The sequence below is a fragment of the Prosthecomicrobium pneumaticum genome (assembly GCF_014199915.1).
In the GTDB taxonomy this organism is placed as follows: Bacteria; Pseudomonadota; Alphaproteobacteria; order Rhizobiales; family Kaistiaceae; genus Prosthecomicrobium; species Prosthecomicrobium pneumaticum.
Map to the genome: position 1 here is coordinate 54,816 of NZ_JACHOO010000011.1, position 17,569 is coordinate 72,384.

The window sequence follows — 17,569 nt, forward strand, 5'->3', positions numbered from 1 at the left end:
GGCCGGCATGACGGGTGGAGGGGGCTGTTCCAAGAAGCTTTGCCCGGGTGCGGCGAGGGACTCGGCCGGGCCGTGCGGGCAGGAAACCTGCCGGACGGTCGGCACCGGGGAGGACCATCGCCCCCGGAACACCCGTCACCCCGGCCTCCGTGCCGGGGTCCATAATCGTGACGCCGGGCGGCCGGAGGGCCGCCGCCACCCCACAGCCGCCATCCCCCGCGAAGGCGGGGACCCGTCACGACGCCTTGCCGGGATGTCGGATGGAGAGGGCCGACATCGCGCCGACCGTCCCGATTATGGAGGCCGGCATGACGGGTGGAGGGGGCTGTTCCAAGAAGCTTTGCCCGGGTGCGGCGAGGGACTCGGCCGGGCCGTGCGGGCAGGAAACCTGCCGGATGGCCGGCACCGGAGAGGACCGTCGCCCCCGGAACACCCGTCACCCCGGCCTCCGTGCCGGGGTCCATAATCGTGCCGCCGGGCGGCCGGAGGGCCGCCGCCACCCCACAGCCGCCATCCCTCGCGAAGGCGGGGACCCCGTCACGACGCCTTGCCGGGATGACGGATGGAGAGGGCCGACATCGCGCCGACCGTCCCGATTATGGATGCCGGCACGGAGGCCGGCATGACGGGTGGAGGGGGCTGTTCAGGGTCCCCCGGGAGAGAGATGCAGCGGCGCCCGGCACGATGAGGACGGCATACGGGGACACAACCGGCCGCCTCAGCGCTTGCGCTTCTCCTCCGCGAGGCTGCGCTTCAGGGCGTCCATGATGCTGACCACCTTGCCGCCGCCGTCAGGGAGAGGCTTCGCCGGTTTGGGCGGCTTGCGGCCCTTCCGCTTCGCCGCGATGATCTCGAGCATCTTCTCCTGCACCGGATCCTCGACCATCTTCGGATCCCAGTCGACCGTCCGCTCCTCGATCAGCCGGCCGACCAGCTTCACCAGCGCGCCGTCGACCTGCTCCTTGCCGAGGTCGGAGAAATAGGCCGCGGCATCGCGCACCTCGTCGCCATAGCGCAGCGTCCACAGCACGATGCCGCGATCGCGCGGGACGAGCATCACGGCCCGTTCGCGCCGATAGAGGACGAGCCGGGAGATCGCGACGGTTCCGGTCGCCGCCATGGCGTCGCGGATCACCGAGAAGGCCTCCTCGCCGACCGGATCGTCGGGCGTGAGATAATGGGCACGATCGTACCAGATCCAGCCGATCGAGTCGGCCGGGACGAATCGCTCGATGTCGATCGTGCGGGTGCTGTCGAGCGCCACCGCGTCGAGATCCTCGTCCTCGATCACGATGTAGTCGTCGTCGCCGCGCTCATAGGCGCGCGCCTCGTCCTCCTCGTCGACCCGCTCCTCGGTCTCGGCGTCGACATAGACGCTCTGCACCCGGTTTCCGGTCGCCCGGTTGAGGGTGTGGAAGCGCACCTTCGCCGACTCGCTGACGGCCGGCATCATCGCCACCGGGCAGGTGACGAGCGACAGCTTGAGATAGCCCTTCCAGAACGGGCGGGGTGCCATGAAATCGACTCCGTCGGTCCGGAAAGCTCAACCCCGCGCGGCCGCCGGCGTTCCGGCCCGCGCGCCGGGACCGCGCGATGCGGTGCCGTCCGGCGGCCCGCCCGGGCCGGGGCTTCCGACGGGGGACATCATGACGCTCGACCGCTTCCGCTCCGCCCTCCTCGCCTTCGTCGTCGCCGTCGCGGCGATCGGCGGCGCCTGGAGCTTCCAGATCTTCGGCGGCTATGTGCCCTGCAAGCTGTGCCTCGAACAGCGCGTGCCCTACTACATCGCCCTGCCGATCGTGCTGATCGGGCTCGTCACGGCCGGCAGCGCCCGGCTGTCGCGCGCGCTGTTCGCGCTCGCCGCCGCGGCGTTCCTGTGGGGCTTCGGCCTCGCCGTCTATCACGCCGGTGCGGAATGGGCGCTCTGGCAGGGCCCGTCCGATTGCGGCGGCGGCGCGGCCACGACGACGGACGCCGGCGCCCTGCTCGGCCAGCTGCAGCACACGCGCGTGGTGAGCTGCACCGAGGCGGCCGGCCGCTTCCTCGGCCTCTCCTTCGCCGGCTGGAACGCCGTCGCGCTGGTGATCGTCATCGCGCTGCTCGTTCGGGCGGCGACGCAGCCCTCGAAGGCCTGAGCGGCCCTTCTCCCTCTCCCGCGGGCGGGAGAGGGGATCGGAGATGTCGATCAGGGCTCGTCCCTCTCCCGCGGGCGGGATAGGGAATCGGAGATGTCGATCAGGGCTCGAGCTCGCTGTCCCAGTAGAGGTAGTCGAGCCAGCTCTCGTGCAGATAATTGGGCGGAAAGAGCCGCCCGTTATTGTGCAGGTCGTTCACCGAGGGCTGGAACGGCATCTGGTGCGGCCACATGTCGGCCTGGCTCGGATGCTTGCCGCCCTTCCTGAGATTGCAGGGCGAGCAGGCGGCGACGACATTGTCCCAGGTGGTCTGGCCGCCGAGCGAGCGCGGAATCACGTGGTCGAAGGTCAGATCCTCGCGCGTGCCGCAATACTGACAGGAAAACCGGTCGCGCAGAAAGACGTTGAAGCGGGTGAAGGCCGGCGTGCGGGTCGGCTGGACGTAGCTCTTCAGGGAAACGACCGAGGGCAGCCGCATCTGGAAGGACGGGCTGCGGATCGCGACGTCATATTCCGAGACGATGTTCACCCGGTCGAGAAAGACGGCCTTGATCGTATCCTGCCACGCCCAGAGCGACAGGGGGTAATAGCTGAGCGGCCGGTAATCGGCGTTCAGCACGAGCGCAGGGTGCGCACCGGGAGACACGGCTATCGTCAAGACGAGCGACCTTTCACATGGGGTGAGTCTGGGTCGAACTTCGCGATTGCCCGATTAGTCTACAGACTGTGTGTCGTCCTTGTGAAGCGCCACGGGGCCGCAGGGGCTCGCTTTTCAGCGGCCGGCCGGCGCCGCGCCGCCGGCGCCGAAGAGCCGCGCCAGGAAGGCACCGCCGAGCGCCAGCGCCTCGCCGTCTATGCCATGGCCGAGGCCGGGGCGGACGTGCCACTCGACCGGCAGACCCGCGGCGGCGAGCGCGCCCGCGGTCTCGGCAAGGGCCTCGACCGGGATCACCTCGTCGTGGTCGCCGTGCACGAGGAGCACCGGCGGACGCGAGCGGATTTCGGCGCCGAGCCGGTCGAGCCCGGCGATGCGGCCGGAATAGCCGACGATGCCGGCCGGCGTGACCGCCCGGCGCGGGCCGACTTCGAGCGCCATCATCGTGCCCTGGCTGAAGCCGACCAGGGCCAGCCGGTCGGCGCCGAGATCGTAACGGGCGAGTTCGGCGTCGAGAAACCGGTCGAGCGCGGGCGCGGCGGCACGGGCGCCGCGGCTGTATTCGTGCGGATCGCGCAGGTCGAGAGCGAACCATTGGCGGCCGAAGGGCGCCATGCCGCAGGGCTCGGGCGCGTGCGGCGAGGCGAAGGCCGTGTCGGGCAGGAGCCGCGACCAGTGCCGGCCGAGATCGATCAGATCGCGGCCGTCCGCGCCATAGCCGTGCAGGAGCACGACGAGTGAGGTCGCCGGCCGGCCGGAGGCGGGCGTCAGGCGGGGTCCGTCGAGTGTTGCCAACGGGGTTCTCCTCTCGGGCAGAGTTCCGGCGTACCGGATGTCGCAAGGCCGCATGCTGCACCACAAGCGGCGGCGGGCGACGAATCTTTTTCGCCGGCCGGCTGGAAAACCGACGCTTTCCTCTGTATAAGCCCCGCCACTCATGGAGATCCTCGGTCTCTCAGCCGGGCGCCCAGCGCTCGCGGGGCCGGTTGTGACGAAGGAAGACGAAGATGGCCGTTCCCAAGCGAAAGACCTCGCCCTCGAAGCGCGGCATGCGCCGGTCCGCCGACGCGCTCAAGAAGCCGACCTATGTCGAGGACAAGAACTCGGGCGAGCTGCGCCGTCCCCACCACATCGACCTCAAGACCGGCATGTATCGCGGCCGGCAGATCCTCGAGCCGCAGGGCTGACGAGGACGCGAGAGGGCGGCGCCGAACGGCGCCTGCGCACATCATGAGCCGGCCCGCGGGCCGGCTTTTTTGTTGGGTTCCGGCCCGCTTCGTGGAATGCTCCCGCGGATCCAACACGAGCCTGCCCGGGGGCGCGCCATGGCTATGATTCCACTCACCATTCTGCCGCTGATCCTCTACAACATCGTGGCGTTCTTCGCCGCCGGGTCGCTGCCGCCCGACCCATGGTCGGCCGAGCTGTTCGCCGCGACCATGGTGTCGGGCGCCCGCTTCGCCTTCAGCCTTGGCGATCTCATGCTCGTCATCGGCATCGTCGTCCTGTTCTTCGAGATCTTCCGCGCCACCCGCTTCACGACGCCGAGCATCGTCAACCACATGGTGTCGACGCTCGTCCTCGTCATTTTCGCGATCGAGTTCGTGCTGGTGCCGCAGGCTGCGCACCCCGTCTTCCTCATCCTCGGTGTCACCGCGCTGTTCGACGTGCTCGCCGGCTTCATCATCTCGATCCGCTCGGCCCGGCGCGACATCGCGCTCGAAAGCCCGAACTGAGCGGAGCGCCCGACCGGCGCGCCTCCCGCGGGCCGAACGCCACAGCGCCAGACTCCGCTTGCCTTTTGCCGGAAATCAGCCAAGCGTCTCGGCGGGGTAGGCGGATCGAATCGAGAAGTTCGGTCCGGTTGGAATGGCAGGGGCACGCCGTCGTGCCGGCCGAGGCCGGTGTGCGGCGCGCGAAGGGGTCGTATTGATTGGGAACGCTCAGGCGGATCCCGAAGGCGTGGGGGCGCGCCTTCAGGATCCGGAGTTCGTCGCCGGGCTCGCCGCGGCCGGTGCAGCCGCCTTCTTCTGGTCGACCGACGACGACCGCATGGTCTGGAGCGCCGGAGCGGATGCGCTGTTCGGCGTATCGCCCGGCCGGATCGCCACCGGCGCAGGCTTCGCGAGCCTCGTCGACGCCGCAGACCCGATCGATCGCGGCACGGCGTGCCGCCGGGCGCTCGTGCTCGGCGATCGCCGCAGCGGCATCTATGCGATCGGCTATCGGCTCGCCGCCGCGGCGCACCGACCCGCGCTGCGGGTGGGGGAGACCGGGCATTGCTTCGCCGATCCGGACGGCCGACTCCTCAACGTACTCGGGATCGTCCGGCCGCTCGCCGAGCAGGACGGCATGGACGGCGGGAGCGACCTGCCGCGCGACCGGCTGGTCGCGGCGATCGACAGGGCACTCGCGGCCCGGGACGGTGGCGGTACGGCCGCCTTCCTGCTGGTCTCGATCGACGATTTCGCGCTCTTCAACGAGCTCTACGGCTTCGAGACCGGCGACCGGCTGATCGCCCGCGCCGCCGAGCGGATCCGCGGCGTGCTCGCGCCCGGCGATGCGATCGGCCGCTATTCGGGCGGCAAGCTCGGCCTCGTTCTGGCCGACGGCACGGCGGAGGGGATGCGCGCGGCCGCCGAGCACATCGCCGACACCATCGCCGGGACGCTGATCGAGACCGGCAGCGCCGCGATCGCGACGACCGTCTCGATCGGCGGCGTCGCCCTGCCCGATCACGCCCGCAGCGCCGAGGCCGCTATGGGCCACGCCAAGGAGGCGCTCCGCGAGGCCCGCCAGCGCGGCCGGGGCCGCTTCGTCGCCTACAGGCCGTCGCCCGACCGGGAGACGATCCGGCGGGAGAACGCGGCGGTCTCGCACGACCTCGCCGCCGCGCTCCGCGAGGGCAGGCTCGCCCTCGCCCACCAGCCGATCGTCGACGCCCGAAGCGGCGAGGCGACCTTTCACGAGGCGCTCCTGCGGCTCGCGCGAAGCGACGGCAGCCTGATCGCGGCCGGCCAGTTCCTGCCGCTCGCCGAGCGGCTCGGCCTGGCGCGGGTGTTCGACGAGGCGGCGCTCGATCTGGCGCTCGGCGCGCTGGTGCGATCACCCGCCGCGACACTGTCGGTCAATGTGTCGCCGGAGACGTATGCCGCGCCGCAATGGCTCGCCGCGCTCGAACGGGCGATCGCCGACCGGGGCGATCTCGCCGGCCGTCTGATCGTCGAGATCACGGAATCGACCGTGATCCGCAATCTGGAGGAGACCGACCGTTTCGTCGCCGTGCTGCACGGGCTCGGTGCACGGGTGGCGATCGACGATTTCGGCGCGGGCTTCACCTCGTTCCGGGTCTTGCGCCGGCTCGACGTCGATTTCGTCAAGATCGACGGATCCTATTGCCGCAACATCGCCGACAGTGCTGAGGATCGGGCTTTCGTGCGGGCGCTCGCCGCGCTCGCCCGCGATCTCGATATCCGCACCATTGCGGAATGGGTCGAGGACGCCGAATCCGCCGCGATCCTGCGCGAGTTCGGCGTCGACTATCTGCAGGGCCGGCTGCTCGGCGCGCCGATGCTCGCCCCGCCCTGAGAGACGGCGCTCACTTCGAGGCGAGCGCGTCGATCTTCTTCTGCATGTCGTCGAGCTGGCGCTTCAGCGCATCGAACTCGCTCTCGCTGCGCGCCGGCTTCTCGGCCGGCCGTTCCGGCGTGACCTCGGTGCGCTCGCGTCCGGCGCCGAAGGGGAGAAACATCCGCATCGCCTGCTCGAACATTTCGGTGTTGCGCCGCACGGTATCTTCCATGGCGGTGAAGGCGCCGGGCCCGAAGCTGTTCGACAGCTGCCCGCGGAACTTCTCCTGTTCACGCGTCAGCGAGTCGATCGAGAAGTCGAGATAGGTCGGCACGAGGTTCTGCAGACTGTCGCCATAGAACCGGATCAGTTGCCGCAGGAAGGTGATCGGCAGCAGGTTCTGCCCCTTGCTCTCCTGCTCGAAGATGATCTGCGTCAGCACCGATCGAGTAATGTCCTCACCCGATTTCGCATCAAAAACTACAAAATCTTCGCCACTCTTGACCATAAGGGCGAGGTCTTCGAGGGTCACATAAGTGGATGTACCGGTATTATAGAGCCGCCGATTGGCGTATTTCTTGATCGTGGTCGGTTCTCTATCTTTGGCCATGCGCCGTCATCCGATCTTCTGGTGTCTCGGATGGCCCGATTCCGACCGGCCTCTTGCGGACCGTACCGGTCGCCGCCCCTCCCGTCCCAGCACGATAGGTGCAATCTCCGCTGGAGGCCAATACTTTTGTGCGGCGCATCGCTGCAGCGCGTGCGCAGCAATCGCATGCGGCCCACGATGCGACGGAGGGCTCGATTGACAGCATCCTCGCGCCCGGCTCTTCTCTCGTCAGGGCAGCAGTGCGCACGGAGGACAACGTCATGGCCAGCGGATCCGAGATCGTCATCGCCGCAGCGGGCCGCACCGCGGTCGGTTCGTTCAACGGAGCTTTCGCCGCGACGCCGGCGCATGTGCTCGGCGCGACGGTCATCAAGGCGGTGCTCGAACGCGCCAAGGTCGAGGCGGGCGAGGTCGACGAGGTGATCCTCGGCCAGGTGCTGACCGCCGGCCAGGGCCAGAACCCCGCCCGCCAGGCGTCGATCGGCGCCGGGCTGCCGAAGGAGACGACGGCCTGGGGCCTCAATCAGGTCTGCGGCTCCGGCCTGCGGGCCGTGGCGCTCGGCATGCAGCAGATCGCTACCGGTGATGCCGGGATCGTCGTCGCCGGGGGCCAGGAATCGATGTCGATGTCGAACCACGCCGCCCATCTGCGCGCCGGCGTGAAGATGGGCGATCTCGGCCTCGTCGACACCATGATCAAGGACGGGCTGTGGGACGCCTTTCACGGCTACCACATGGGGACGACGGCCGAGAATGTCGCGCGCGAATTCCAGATCGGCCGGGAGGAGCAGGACCGCTTCGCCGTCGCCTCGCAGAACAAGGCCGAGGCCGCCCGCGCCGCCGGCCGCTTCAAGGACGAGATCGTCCCGGTGACGCTCTCGTCCCGCAAGGGCGATATCGTCGTCGCCGAGGACGAATACATCCGCGCCGGCACGACGCTCGACGCGGTCGCGAAACTGAAGCCGGCCTTTGCAAAGGACGGCACGGTGACGGCGGGCAATGCGTCCGGCATCAATGACGGGGCCGCTGCCGTGGTGCTGATGAGCGCCGCCGAGGCGGAGCGCCGCGGCATCGCCCCGCTCGCCCGCATCGTCTCTTTCGCCACCGCCGGCGTCGACCCGGCCGTGATGGGCACCGGGCCGATCCCGGCGTCGCGGCGGGCGCTCGAAAAGGCGGGCTGGTCGGCCGACGATCTCGACCTCGTCGAGGCGAACGAGGCCTTCGCCGCGCAGGCCTGCGCCGTCAACAAGGCGCTCGGCTGGGATACGGAGAAGGTCAACGTCAATGGCGGCGCGATCGCGATCGGCCATCCGATCGGCGCCTCGGGCTGCCGCGTGCTCGTCACGCTGCTGCACGAGATGGTGCGACGCGACGCGAAAAAGGGCCTCGCCACGCTCTGTATCGGCGGCGGCATGGGGATTGCGCTCACCGTCGAGCGGTGAGCGGGCAGGGATCGGCAACGGGGGCGCGCCGGGCTCAACCGGCGCCGACAGGGAGGACGGCATGACGAGGGTTGCGCTCGTGACGGGGGGCACGCGCGGCATCGGCGCGGCGATCGCCGTGGCGCTGAAGGCGGCGGGCCATACGGTGGCCGCCACATTCGCCGGCAATGTCGAGAAGGCCGAGGCCTTCCGCGCCGAGACCGGCATCGCGGTGTTCCAGTGGGACGTCGCCGACGAGGCCGCCTGCGCGGCCGGTGTCGCCCGCGTCGCGGCGGAGGTCGGTCCGGTCGACGTGCTCGTCAACAATGCGGGCATCACCCGCGACGGCTGGTTCCACAAGATGGACTACCAGCAATGGTCGGCGGTGCTGCGGACCAATCTCGATTCGATGTTCACCATGACGCGCCCGGTGATCGAGGGCATGCGCGAGCGCGGCTTCGGCCGGATCGTCAACATCTCCTCGATCAACGGCCAGAAGGGCCAGCTGGGCCAGGCGAACTACTCGGCCGCCAAGGCCGGGGTGATCGGCTTTACGAAGGCGCTGGCGCTCGAGAACGCCCGCAAGGGCGTGACCGTCAACTGCATCTGCCCCGGCTATATCGACACCGACATGGTCGCCGCTGTCCCCGAGAAGGTGCTCGAGGGCATCATCGGACAGATCCCCGTCGGCCGCCTCGGCAAGGCCGAGGAGATCGGCGCGCTCACCGCCTATCTCGCCTCCGACGCGGCCGCTTTCATGACCGGCGCCGTGCTGACGATCAATGGCGGGCAGTATATCGCGAACGGCTGAGCGGCCGCCGCCGGGGCGCCCTCAGACCGGGCGCTTGCCGCGCACGAGGCGCCAGACGATCGCGACGAGGTGGAAGACGAGCGCGGTGGCGAAGCCGAGGACGGCGAAGAGCGCCGCGATCGTCACGCCGATCTGCGCGTCCGGCCCGATCGGGATCGGCGGCAGCGGCGAGAGCGAGATCGCGGCGACGAGGAGCAGGAGGCCGCTGCAAGCGGCCGCCGCCTTGAGATGTGAGCCGAAACGGGCACGCAGGCCGACGAAGACGGCCGAGCCGATCGGCACGCCGACGACGAGCCAGAGCGCGAGCGCGTAGAGCAGCACGGCGGATCAGGGCCGCGAGGGCGGCTTCCGGCTCTGGCTGTACACCGAGAGGATCCGCTGGATCTCCTCGCCGATGTCGCCCTCCTCCTCGAGCAGGTCGGGCTCCGGCTGCGCCTGCGGCTGGACCGGCTGCGGCTGGCGCAGCTCGGGCTGCGGCTGCGGCGCGGGCGGGTCGGCCCGGCGCGGCTGCGGCGCCTGCGCGGGCATGGCGGCTTCCGGCTGCGGCGCCACGGCGAGATCGACGTCCTGCTCCTCCTCGACCAGGACGTCGACGGCCTCGGCGATCGCGGCGAGGATAGAGGTCTCGATCGGATCGTCCTCGCCCGGCTGCACGTCGCGCTGCGCCGGCGGCGCGGTGCGCCGCGCGGGCGGGCGGATCGCCGCATTGGGCGCATTGGCCGGCCTCACCGAGCGGGTCGGCGTCGACCGGGCAGACGTCTCGCCCGTGCTCACCGCACGCACCGGGCCGCGCGGACGCGGCGGCGCCACGGTCGGCCGCTGCGGCGCGATCTCGGACACGGGCCGGGCGGCCGGCTCGACCGGCGGCGGCTCCTCGGCGCGGCCCGGCACGGGCTGCGGCGGAGGAACGGGCCGCGGCGGAGCCGCCTGGGGCCGCGGCGGCGCGGGCGCCCGCGGCGGTTCCGGCGCATAAGGCGGCTCGGGGATCAGCGCGGCAGGGCGCTGCGGCTCGGGCCGGGGAGCGGCCCGCGGCACGGCGGGGACGGGCTGCGGCGGATGCACCGGCTGGGGCGGCGGCTGCGTCGCGGCGGGCGGCTGCGCCGGCCCCGGCTGGAAGGCCGAGCGCTGGGGCTGGAAGGCCGGAGGCGGCGTCTGGAATGCCGGAGGCTGCGGCTGGGCCGCGAAGGGCGCCGGCTGCGGCGGATAGGCGGCAGACGGTGCGGCCGGATAGACGACCGGCTGCGGCGGCGAATAGGCGGACGGCGCCGGGTGCTGAACCTGCGGCTGCGGCGGCACGACGGGCCGCGCGGCGGCGGGTTGCGGCGCGGCCGCGACGGGGGCCGGGCGCGGACGCTCGGGCAGCGGCGGCGTCACCTGCGGCGGTTCGGGAATGCGCGGCGGCTCGGCCGGCGGGCCGGCGGGCTCGGCGAGACGCGGCGCCCGCTCGGCGCTGCGCAATTGCGGCGCGGCGGCGGTACGTCCCTGGATCCAGGCGCGGATGCTCGCCAGTTCGTCATCGTCGAGTTCGATGCCGGCGGCGCGGGTGAGATAGAGCACCTGCTCGATGAAGACTTCGGCGAGCCGATCCGGCGAGTCGTTGCCCGAGAAGACATGGCCGCGCAACGCCAGGCCCTTCACGACGAAGGCGATCTGGCGGCGCGAGGTGTTGCGGCCGAGCGCCGCGAGGCGGGCCGCGACGTTCTCCGCGGTCGCCTGGAAGTGGTAGCCGTTCTCCGACACCTCGGCCGCGAGGGCCCGGAACAGCTCGCCGAACACCTTCGGCGAGAGGAGCGGTACATTGGTGGCGTTGTGCACCCGGCGGGCGAGCGCGGCGAGCTCCTCGCGGTCGGCGATGCCGGGGCGGACCACCTCCGCCTCCTCGGTCTCGACCTCGGGGCTCTCGGCATCCGCCGTCGGCGCCAGCACCGAGACGAGCCCGTTCTCGTCGAGCGTGCCGTCGGCGATCGCCCGGTAGCCGAGCGCCGTGGTCGGCGTCGCATAGATCGCCGCCATTCGGGCGTGCGCCCGCAGCCGGATGATCAGCGGCGTGAAGTCGGTGTCGGCCGACAGGATGATGAACTCATCGAAGCTCGTCGAATGGGCGAGCGCGTCGACCACGTCGAGGGCGATGTTGACCTCGGAGGCGTTGCGCTCGCGCCCCGGGAGCGGGCTGCAGTCGATCACCTGGAAGCCATTGGCCGCGAAAGCGCTTCGCGCACTGCCGAGCAGCTTCGGATCGGCGTAGCAGCGCCTGAGCAGGACGCGGCGGCGCTCGCCCTCCTGCACCGGCGGATCGATGAGCTCGCCCCGCTCGATCGCGTCCACCCAGACCCCGGGGCGGGACGCGAAGCGCCGGGCGATGCCCGGCTCGCGGGAACGCAAGCTCAGATAGATGCTGTCATAGTCGACGAAGAGAACGCTCTTGATGATACTCGCCATCCCTACTCCCCGACCGCGCGCGCAGCATGCCCCTGCCCCGGCAGCTCGTTCGGCGGTCAGACTATCTAGCCGATCTACTGGCCTTCTGTCTCGCCCGACGATCAACCGCCGGCTTCGCTCGGCGCCCAGCCGGGCGGCGCGAGCTCGAAGCCCTCGAAGCGGAAACCGGGTGCGACGGTGCAACCGACGAGAGTCCAGGCCCCGAGGCTCCGCGCCGACTGCCACCAGAGGCGCGGAACGACGATCTGCGGCCGCTCGCCCCTGGCGAGATCGGTGCCGAGCACGCGGCGATCCGTCGCTGCGCCATCCTCGGACAGGCCGAGCGCGAGCGGTGCACCGCAGTAATGGTGCCAGATCTCGACGGCATCGACCCGGTGCCAGTGCGACCGGTCGCCGGCTTCGAGGAGGTAATAGATGGCGGTCGAGATCGCCCGTCCGCCCTCCTCGGCCGCATCGCGGAACGTCTCGGCATACCAGCCGCCTTCCGGATGGCGCCGCATGCCGAGGCTGCGGATGATCTTCTCCGCCGTCACCGGAAACTGTCCTTGGCGCGGCGAAGCGCCGCGAAGACTTCGGCAACCGGCGCGCCATCGACGCCGAGACGGGCGCGGATCGAGGGATGGTCGGCACGCAGGAAAGGATTGGCCGCCTTTTCCGCCGCGATCGTCGAAGGCAGCGTCGGCTTGCCCGCCTCGCGCAGCCGCTTCGCCTCGGCGGCATGGGCGAGCAACGCCGGATTGTCCGGATCGACCGACAGGGCGAAGCGGGCGTTCGACAGCGTGTATTCGTGGCCGCAATAGAGCACCGTATCGTCCGGCAGCGCGGCGAGCGCCTGCAGCGAGGACCACATCTGGTCCATCGTGCCCTCGATCACCCGGCCGCAACCGAGCGAGAACAGCGCATCGGCCGCAAAGACGAGCTTCTCGGTCGGCCAGTAGAGCGCGACCTGCCCCAGCGTGTGGCCGGGCGTGCCGATCACCTCGACCGGGCGGCCGGCGAACTCGAACCGGTCGCCCGGCTTCACCAGCCGGTCGAGCCCCTCGATCTTGTCGGCCTCGGCCGCGGGGCCGGTGACGACGGCGCCGTATTTCGCCTTCAGCGCCGCGATTCCTGCGGTGTGGTCGCCGTGATGATGGGTGACGAGGATCTCGTCGAGCCGCCAGCCGCGGGCCTCGAGTTCGCGTTCGATCGCCGCCGCTTCGGGCGCGTCGACGGCCGCGGTGCGCCCGGACGCGGCGTCGTGCAGGAGGATGCCGAAATTGTCCTCCAGGCACATGAACTGGACGATCTCGAGCGTCATGACGATCTCTCCGGTGGCGTGCGAGGCAGCGCTTACCTAACATCCGGCACGTCGCCGGGCCAAGCGCGGTGGCGGACGCCGGACCGCGAGAGGGTACCGCCTGTGGAAGAAGGTCTGTCGATCTATCCGGACGTCATCGACCTGCGCGCCTTTTATGGCGAGCGGCTGGGCCAGGTGGCGCGGCGGCTCCTGTCGGCGAAGCTGCGCGCCCACTGGCCGTCGGTCGCCGGCGACCGGCTGGTCGGGATCGGCTTCGCGACGCCCTATCTCGCGCCCTTCGCCGCGGAGGCGGAGCGCACGCTCGCCTTCATGCCGGCGCCGCAGGGCGTCGTGAACTGGCCGGGCGACGCGCGCAACCGCGCCTGCCTCGTCGTCGACGACGCGCTGCCCTTGCCCGACGCCTCGGTCGACCGGATCATTGCCGTGCATTCGATCGAGATGGCGGAGAACGCCCGCTTCCTGCTGCGCGAACTGTGGCGCGTGCTCGCCCCGGGCGGCCGGCTGCTCGCCGTGGTGCCGAACCGGCGCGGCATCTGGGCGCGGGTCGAGCGCACGCCGTTCGGTTACGGCCGGCCGTTCAGCGGCAGCCAGATGGCGGCGCTGATGCGCGACACCCAGTTCACCATCGCCGCCTCCTCGCAGGCGCTGTTCGCCCCGCCCTTCGGCCGCAACTGGCTCTACCGCTCCGGCACGGGCTGGGAGCGGGTCGGCTCGGTGCTGTGGCCGGCCTTCGCCGGCGTCGTCATCGTCGAGGCGGTGAAGCAGCTCTATCAGGGCCTGCCGGCGCGGCCGCGCGGCCGGCTGTCGCCCTCCTTCCGCCCGGTCCTCGTGCCGCCCGCCGCCGCCGGCCACGCCGGCCGCATCGCCCGCGACCGCCCGCCGTCATGAACGGCCGACGAGCCCGCCGATCTGCCGTCCGAGCCGCCGAACCTCGCGCCGGACCTTGAGCCGCCAAGGAAGGCCCGCCCGTTTCGCCGGAAGCGCCGCTACCTCGGCGGGCCTGTCGGCGGGACGGGGCTCTCCCGGCAGGCTGCTCGCGCCGGCCCGAACCAGCACATCACGCTCGGCCGCCGTCAGTTCGCCGCCGCGCAGCTGCCAGAGATTGGCCGTGCCCCGCAGCGTGTGAAAATCGCTCATCGAAAAGCCGTAGCGCGACCAGGCGTCGCGTCCCGCCGCCGTCGCCAGCAGGGACATGCCGACGCGGCCGCCGACCCAGCACAAGAGGTCCGCCTGCCGTCCGGCCGCCGTGAAGAGATAGAGCACCTTCTCGCAGGCGAGATCGAATGCCGGATCGTGAGGACTGCGCAGCGTCCCGAACGCGGCGAAGAAATCCTCGCACGGGAGGCGGAGGAACAGCGCCTCGAGGATATCGGCGCTCTCGTTGAGGGTGCGCGACGATGTGGCGGGCGAGGGTCGGCTGGTGTTGTCGTGCAGCCGGAAGCGCACCAGCCGGTCGGGCATCACGGCGATCTCGAAATGCTGAACGAGACGGAGCCAGAGCTCATAATCCGGCAGCTGCCGATAGCGATTGTCGTAGAGGCCGACCCGCTGATAGGCGCCGCGGCGGATCAGGACCGAGGGATGGCAGAGACAATTGCCCTCCTCCACGAACCGCCGCAGCCAGCCGGCGCGCGACCGGTCCGGCTGATCGAACACCGAACGGAACGCCCGGCCCGGATCGCCGGGCGCGCCGTCCCCATCGATCCAGGTGACATCGGAAAAGACGGCGGCCGCCTCGCCGTCGCGGTCGAGTGCGCGGAGCTGTCGCTCGATCTTGTCCGGCTCCCAGACATCGTCGGAATTGCAGATGGCGATCAGGTCGCCCGCCGTCTCGCGGATGCCGGTGTTGAGCGCCTCGGCACCGCCGCGATTGCATTCGTGCACGACGAGACGGATACGCTCGTCACGGAGCGCGCGCAGCCGTTCGAGGCTTCCGTCGGTCGAGCCGTCGTCGACCACCACCACCTCCCGCACCGGCGCCGTCTGCCGCAGCACGCCCTCGATGGCCTCGGCGACGAAGGCGGCATGGTTGTAGCTCGGCACGATCACCGACACGTCAGCCACCGGCATACTCCTCGAGGTTCGACAGCCGACGCTCGATGGCCCTCTCGTAGCGGGCCGGCAGCAGGGTCCGCAGCGTGCGCAAGGTCGCCTCGATCAAGCTGGCCTTTTCGCGCTTGCTCAGGGATGACCACGTCCCGTCGCCATGGACCCGGTAGCTGGAGAGAACCTCCGGCCAATAGTCGAAGCCGCCGTGCCCGGCCGCGATCAGCGTGTTGACGAGCCAGTCATAGCCCTCATGACCCGCCGCCCGGTCGAAGGCGGCGGCGAGCGCCGGCCGGCGGTAGAAGCAGTTCGAGAACGAGGCGGGCGCGTTGTCGGCGATGAGATCGAACGTCGACAGCCTTCGATGGCGACGGGCGGCGGAAAGGAGATCCGGACGCTGCTCGCCGGCGACGAGATCGTCGACGATGAAGCCATTGAAGCAGGCCGCGCCGACGCTGCGCTCGAGATGGTCGCGCAATCGCTCCAGGCGATGGTCGGAGAGCCAGATGTCGTCCGCCTCCAGCGGCGCGACGAACTCTCCGCGGCACTCCGCGAGCAGGCGCCGGTAATTGGCCATGACGCCGAGATTGGCGGGATTGCGGAAGGTCCGCACATTGCGGCGGCCGGCACCCCAGGCGCGGATCCGCTCCCACGAATCGTCCCGCGAGGCGTCGTCGGCGACGGTCAGCACCACATCGGCGAAGACGCTCTGGCGGGCGACCGATTCGAGCGCTTCGACCACCGTCCCCGCATTGCCGTACACCGGCACGATCACATCGATCGCCACGCTAGGCCCTTTCCGCGAAGCGGCGGACGACCCCCGCCACGCGCTCCGCGTCCGCCGGCGTCACCCCGCCGTGAAAGGGCAGCGCGAGGACTTCGCGGCTCGCCGCGAAGGCGTTCGGCGTTTCCGCTGCCGCACGGTCCGCACCCAGCGCGAGCTCGCTCGCGAGCGGGTAGAAATAGCGCCGGGCGAGGATTCCCTCCCCCTTCAGCCGTGCGTGCAGCCGATCCCGCCGGCCGGGCTCGCCCTCGTTCGAAACGCGCAGGATGAAATAGAGCAGGCGCGCCGTCTCGTCCGAGCCGATGAAGGGCGCGATGCCCGGCAGATTGGAGAGCCGGTCGAGATAGAACCGGCGCAGGGCGGCCCGCGCGGCGATCTCCTCCGCCAGCCGGTCGAGCACGGCGAGGCCCGTCGCAGCGGCGAGCTCCGACATCTTGGCGTTGATTCCGGCTTCGGTCACCACATCCTCGGAGGCAATACCGAAATTGCGCAGCCGCCGGAGCCGCTCGGCGAGCGCCGGATCGCGCGTTTCGATCGCGCCGCCCTCGCCGGTGTGAAAGAGCTTGGTGGCGTGGAAGCTGTAGGTCGTCGCATCGCCGAAGCCGCCGATCGGCGCGCCGCCGCAATGGCCCCCGAAGGCGTGCGCGCCGTCATAGACGACCGCGAGACCGTGACGGCGGGCGATCGCGTCGATCGCCGCGACCCGGCAGGGCTGGCCGTAGACGTGCACGCCGAGGATCGCCTCCGCACCGGGCTCGATCGCCGCCTCGATCGCCACAGGGTCGATCGTCAGGGTCTCAGGGTCGACATCGACATAGACGGGCGTCGCCCCGACCCAGGAGACCGCATGCGCGCCGCCGCAGAAGGTGAACGGCGTCGTGATCACCCGCCCCGCGATGCCGAGCCCCTTCAGCGCCAGTTCGATCGCGAGCGTCCCGTTCGCGACCAGCACGAGCTGCTGCGCTCCGCAGAGTTCGCGCAGCTTCAGTTCGAGCAGAGAAACGAGCGGGCCGCCATTGGTGTAGCGTTGTTCCTGCAGCATCTGCCGCAGCAAGGCGCTCAGCCGCTCGAAGGACGGCGCGATCGGGCGCGTGACGGTCAGCACGGCGGCTCGCCGATCGGCCGGGCGGGCGTCCCGACGACGGTCGCGCCCGGCGCAACCGAATCGAGCACGGTTGCACCGGCGCCGACGGTCGCGCCCGCCCCGATCGTGATCGCGGAGCCGAGCCGGCGCGGGGCGATCGTCGCGCCGGCGCCGATGAAGACGCCGTCCCCGACCGTGACGCGGCCGGCGAGCGTCGCGCCGGGCGACACGGTGACGAACTCGCCGAGCACGACATCGTGCGAGAGCGAGCCGTTGAAATTGACGATGGCGCCCCGTCCGAGGCGGACGCCGGCCGAGATGCTCGTCCCCGCGAAGACCTGGACGCCGGGGCCGATCTCGGCGTCCGGCGCGACGTGGCAGCGCGCGCTGACATAGCGACCCTCGGCGAGCCCGAGGGCGGCGAGCCGGGCGGCGACCGCCGCACGGTCGCGCGGTCGGCCGACCGCGATCAGCCAGAGGGCCCCGGGAAAGGCGGCGACCGCCGCATCGAGCGAGAGCACAGCCACACCGTCGCGGTCCCCGCCGGGGGCGAAGTCGTCGACGAGGCACAGGCATCGGCCGCGGTCCGGCTCGGCGGCGATCTGGCCGAGCAGGTCGCGGGCATGTCCGCCCGCTCCGAACAGACAGAATTCCATTCTTCCCCCGCGACACGCCGGCACGGAACTCTCCTCCCGGTGCCTCAATGGCCGCCCT

At 70.8% G+C, this 17,569-nt stretch carries 19 protein-coding genes; 7 read left to right on the forward strand and 12 right to left on the reverse strand.

The features are described from left to right. Positions 1 to 718: 718 nt before the first annotated feature. Positions 719 to 1,516 carry a non-homologous end joining protein Ku gene (gene ku / locus GGQ63_RS19885; RefSeq protein WP_183858366.1) on the reverse strand — a complete coding sequence of 266 codons (798 nt, stop codon included), beginning with the start codon at positions 1,514 to 1,516 and terminating at the stop codon, positions 719 to 721. Positions 1,517 to 1,646: 130 nt separating this feature from the next. Between ku and GGQ63_RS19890 the strand changes: the two genes are divergently transcribed. Then, positions 1,647 to 2,135, forward strand: a complete 489-nt coding sequence (locus GGQ63_RS19890; protein ID WP_183858367.1) for a disulfide bond formation protein B — start codon at positions 1,647 to 1,649, stop codon at positions 2,133 to 2,135. A gap of 100 nt (positions 2,136 to 2,235) precedes the next feature. Here the strand turns inward: GGQ63_RS19890 and GGQ63_RS19895 are convergent, their stop codons facing one another. Both GGQ63_RS19895 and GGQ63_RS19900 read right to left on the reverse strand, forming a co-directional pair. Beyond that, positions 2,236 to 2,793 (reverse strand): HNH endonuclease, encoded by a 558-nt coding sequence (locus tag GGQ63_RS19895; RefSeq protein ID WP_183858368.1) that lies wholly within the window; start codon positions 2,791 to 2,793, stop codon positions 2,236 to 2,238. Between the two features lie 114 nt (positions 2,794 to 2,907). Next, positions 2,908 to 3,585 (reverse strand): alpha/beta hydrolase, encoded by a 678-nt coding sequence (locus GGQ63_RS19900; RefSeq protein WP_246429897.1) that lies wholly within the window; start codon positions 3,583 to 3,585, stop codon positions 2,908 to 2,910. 212 nt (positions 3,586 to 3,797) lie between these two features. On the opposite strand from GGQ63_RS19900, the gene rpmF reads away from it, so the two are divergent. The 3 genes from rpmF to GGQ63_RS19915 all read left to right on the forward strand — a co-directional run bounded on the left by rpmF (position 3,798) and on the right by GGQ63_RS19915 (position 6,378). Next, positions 3,798 to 3,977 carry a 50S ribosomal protein L32 gene (gene rpmF / locus GGQ63_RS19905; protein WP_183858370.1) on the forward strand — a complete coding sequence of 60 codons (180 nt, stop codon included), beginning with the start codon at positions 3,798 to 3,800 and terminating at the stop codon, positions 3,975 to 3,977. A 138-nt stretch (positions 3,978 to 4,115) separates the two neighbouring features. Then, entirely contained in the window at positions 4,116 to 4,526 is a 411-nt protein-coding gene (locus GGQ63_RS19910) for a hypothetical protein (protein ID WP_183858371.1), read from the forward strand. A 226-nt stretch (positions 4,527 to 4,752) separates the two neighbouring features. Then, positions 4,753 to 6,378 carry an EAL domain-containing protein gene (locus GGQ63_RS19915; RefSeq protein ID WP_183858372.1) on the forward strand — a complete coding sequence of 542 codons (1,626 nt, stop codon included), beginning with the start codon at positions 4,753 to 4,755 and terminating at the stop codon, positions 6,376 to 6,378. Between the two features lie 10 nt (positions 6,379 to 6,388). Here the strand turns inward: GGQ63_RS19915 and phaR are convergent, their stop codons facing one another. Beyond that, on the reverse strand, positions 6,389 to 6,970 hold the full coding sequence (phaR, locus tag GGQ63_RS19920; RefSeq protein ID WP_183858373.1) for a polyhydroxyalkanoate synthesis repressor PhaR: 582 nt from the start codon (positions 6,968 to 6,970) through the stop codon (positions 6,389 to 6,391). A gap of 260 nt (positions 6,971 to 7,230) precedes the next feature. Here phaR and GGQ63_RS19925 point away from each other — a divergent pair, with 260 nt between their 5' ends. Both GGQ63_RS19925 and phbB read left to right on the forward strand, forming a co-directional pair. Continuing rightward, a complete protein-coding gene (locus GGQ63_RS19925; protein WP_183858374.1) occupies positions 7,231 to 8,412 on the forward strand; it encodes an acetyl-CoA C-acetyltransferase in 1,182 nt (393 codons plus the stop codon). Between the two features lie 61 nt (positions 8,413 to 8,473). Next, on the forward strand, positions 8,474 to 9,202 hold the full coding sequence (gene phbB, locus GGQ63_RS19930; protein ID WP_183858375.1) for an acetoacetyl-CoA reductase: 729 nt from the start codon (positions 8,474 to 8,476) through the stop codon (positions 9,200 to 9,202). A 21-nt stretch (positions 9,203 to 9,223) separates the two neighbouring features. On the opposite strand, the gene GGQ63_RS19935 is transcribed toward phbB, so the two are convergent. The 4 genes from GGQ63_RS19935 to gloB all read right to left on the reverse strand — a co-directional run bounded on the left by GGQ63_RS19935 (position 9,224) and on the right by gloB (position 12,941). Beyond that, the gene (locus tag GGQ63_RS19935) at positions 9,224 to 9,523 is read right to left on the reverse strand and encodes a hypothetical protein (RefSeq protein WP_183858376.1); all 300 of its coding nucleotides are present in this window, start codon (positions 9,521 to 9,523) and stop codon (positions 9,224 to 9,226) included. 6 nt (positions 9,524 to 9,529) lie between these two features. Beyond that, positions 9,530 to 11,641: an NYN domain-containing protein gene (locus GGQ63_RS19940; RefSeq protein ID WP_183858377.1), complete on the reverse strand. Its 2,112-nt coding sequence runs from the start codon at positions 11,639 to 11,641 to the stop codon at positions 9,530 to 9,532. Between the two features lie 101 nt (positions 11,642 to 11,742). Beyond that, positions 11,743 to 12,174 carry a cupin domain-containing protein gene (locus GGQ63_RS19945; protein WP_183858378.1) on the reverse strand — a complete coding sequence of 144 codons (432 nt, stop codon included), beginning with the start codon at positions 12,172 to 12,174 and terminating at the stop codon, positions 11,743 to 11,745. After that, a complete protein-coding gene (gene gloB, locus GGQ63_RS19950) occupies positions 12,171 to 12,941 on the reverse strand; it encodes a hydroxyacylglutathione hydrolase (protein ID WP_183858379.1) in 771 nt (256 codons plus the stop codon). Before gloB ends, GGQ63_RS19945 begins: the two co-directional genes overlap by 4 nt. Positions 12,942 to 13,043: 102 nt before the next feature. On the opposite strand from gloB, the gene GGQ63_RS19955 reads away from it, so the two are divergent. Further along, complete coding sequence (locus GGQ63_RS19955) at positions 13,044 to 13,829, forward strand: methyltransferase domain-containing protein (protein ID WP_343061232.1); 786 nt, start codon at positions 13,044 to 13,046, stop codon at positions 13,827 to 13,829. Here the strand turns inward: GGQ63_RS19955 and GGQ63_RS19960 are convergent. From GGQ63_RS19960 to GGQ63_RS19975, 4 genes are read right to left on the reverse strand one after another with little or no spacing between them, the layout of a single operon-like run. Continuing rightward, positions 13,824 to 15,005, reverse strand: a complete 1,182-nt coding sequence (locus tag GGQ63_RS19960; protein ID WP_183858380.1) for a glycosyltransferase — start codon at positions 15,003 to 15,005, stop codon at positions 13,824 to 13,826. The two genes, GGQ63_RS19955 and GGQ63_RS19960, sit on opposite strands and share 6 nt — an antisense overlap. Then, complete coding sequence (locus GGQ63_RS19965; RefSeq protein ID WP_183858381.1) at positions 14,998 to 15,774, reverse strand: glycosyltransferase; 777 nt, start codon at positions 15,772 to 15,774, stop codon at positions 14,998 to 15,000. The genes GGQ63_RS19960 and GGQ63_RS19965 overlap by 8 nt, the downstream gene beginning before the upstream one ends. A 1-nt stretch (position 15,775) precedes the next feature. Next, complete coding sequence (locus GGQ63_RS19970; RefSeq protein ID WP_183858382.1) at positions 15,776 to 16,876, reverse strand: DegT/DnrJ/EryC1/StrS family aminotransferase; 1,101 nt, start codon at positions 16,874 to 16,876, stop codon at positions 15,776 to 15,778. Then, a complete protein-coding gene (locus tag GGQ63_RS19975; RefSeq protein ID WP_183858383.1) occupies positions 16,870 to 17,511 on the reverse strand; it encodes a NeuD/PglB/VioB family sugar acetyltransferase in 642 nt (213 codons plus the stop codon). The genes GGQ63_RS19970 and GGQ63_RS19975 overlap by 7 nt, the downstream gene beginning before the upstream one ends. Between the last annotated feature and the right edge of the window lie 58 nt (positions 17,512 to 17,569).